Source organism: Bacillus glycinifermentans (assembly GCF_001042475.2).
GTDB lineage: Bacteria > Bacillota > Bacilli > Bacillales > Bacillaceae > Bacillus > Bacillus glycinifermentans.
Map to the genome: position 1 here is coordinate 1 of NZ_LECW02000074.1, position 1,592 is coordinate 1,592.

Genomic DNA, 1,592 nt, shown 5'->3' on the forward strand with positions numbered 1-1,592 from the left:
GGATTCTTTTCGAAAGGATTTTCGCAAAGAGCGTTTGTTTCGTAATGGATAAACGGCAGCATCCGGTAGATCAAGCCGATGTCTGTCGCTTTCACTTCGCTGTACACCTTCTTAATCTTCGCGGTGTATAATTTAACAACGTATTGGCTTCCGAAGTTACCTTTGAAGTGGTAGCGCTCGTTCACCGCATATATGCCGTTTTCCTCCCGGATAATATCATGCGCAGTACAGGCGCTCAGGAAATCGTAGAACGTTCGCGGCTTCTTCGCGAGCTGTAGAACGGACATCATGTCCGCTGTAGTCATCGGAGTTTTGTCGCGGCTGGATTTAACGAGGACGCCGTTATAGTCAACGTAGCATTGCAACAGCATTAAATATCCGCACTGCGCCGTTGTGAGAGCGTCATAGACTTCGTGAATATTAGACATATTGGCGTTTGAAAAGTCGCGCCTGTCCGTCGTCTGCTTTTGCTGTTCCCGGAAGGCTTCGTCTTGGTTCCGGTGCCTTAGCGTGTAGTCTGTCGATAGATCCTCGCCTGTTTCTGCGTTTACTACTCGTAATCTTTTCAAAATATCGTCTCCTTTTTCGCAAAATAAAAGAGCGCGTATTTGGCGCCCTCATAACGTATAGACAGCAAAACGGGTAAAAATAGACTGTTTAGTGAATAATTTTTTCTCCTGTTGCAATATTGACTGTAAATTGTCCCGGCGTTTTTCCTTTCACGAAATCCGAATATTTTACTCGTCTCTCTTTATTTCTCGCTTTAGCGCGTCGGTCTATCTGAATACCTTCGTAAGTTGAAAGGCGCCTTCGAACCGGTTTCCCTTGATATTTTCCGAACTTATCGTATTCTTCGGCCATCTTCTCAGAAGTCTCGCCGGATCTACGCGTTTTCTCCATACGCTCACTCATAATCGGGTACTCATCTTTCTTCATTTTGTTTTTATTCGTGTCCGAAAGCTCCTCGTAAATTACGAGATTAGCCATACGTTCTAGTGCGATAGTATCCGGATGCTCTCCAACTGCGTCAAAATAAGCGTCGGCCAGAGCGGTAATTTCCTCGATACGTTGGATTCGATCTAGCTCACCGGCTTTTGTTCGCTGCTGTAATTCCGTAATCATTTCGTGCAATAGTGCTTTATCCATTAATTCGTCCTCCCATCGAGTATCCTTCGCCATGTCCCGCCCAATAGTAGTAGATATCTGCGATTGATTCAGCCGCCCTATTTATCAGATGATTAACGGAATCCTTGCCGACACCCATCCGTTTCCCCGCCTCTACTTGCGTCAGGTCTTCGAAATATACGAGCCGGATAGCTTCGCGTTGCCTATCGGTCAGGTCCGCAAGCTCAATCGCATTGTGTAGATCGATCAGCACTTCGGCAGCTTCGTATTCGCCGAGTCGTTTGCGGCTGACGAATTTCGGGTAATCGGAGAGCAGCGTTTTGACACCCTCTGCATTGTCTAGCGCATACGCCACCTCAAATTCGCGATCCTTTCGGTGTAGATCGATTTTGACTTTTCCGATAACAACCGCCTCCTTTTTCGTTAATAACTTCGTTAACAATCCGCACACTACTGTTGACTATCGG

General features: G+C 46.4%; 3 protein-coding genes. All 3 read right to left on the bottom strand.

Going from position 1 to position 1,592, the window contains the following annotated elements; all coding sequences use genetic code 11:
• On the bottom strand, nucleotides 1-569 hold a 569-nt coding region (locus tag AB447_RS23915; protein ID WP_057957784.1), incomplete at its 3' end, for a hypothetical protein.
• Between the two features lie 88 nt (nucleotides 570-657).
• On the bottom strand, nucleotides 658-1,146 hold the full coding sequence (locus tag AB447_RS23920) for a hypothetical protein (protein ID WP_048356076.1): 489 nt from the start codon (nucleotides 1,144-1,146) through the stop codon (nucleotides 658-660).
• Nucleotides 1,139-1,567: a sigma factor-like helix-turn-helix DNA-binding protein gene (locus AB447_RS23925; RefSeq protein WP_048356077.1), complete on the bottom strand. Its 429-nt coding sequence runs from the start codon at nucleotides 1,565-1,567 to the stop codon at nucleotides 1,139-1,141. Before AB447_RS23925 ends, AB447_RS23920 begins: the two co-directional genes overlap by 8 nt.
• Between the last annotated feature and the right edge of the window lie 25 nt (nucleotides 1,568-1,592).

Excerpts from the sequence above, each read along its gene's own strand:
- AB447_RS23920 (WP_048356076.1), bottom strand. The coding sequence starts at position 1,146 with ATGGATAAAGCACTATTGCACGAAATGATTACGGAATTACAGCAGCGA.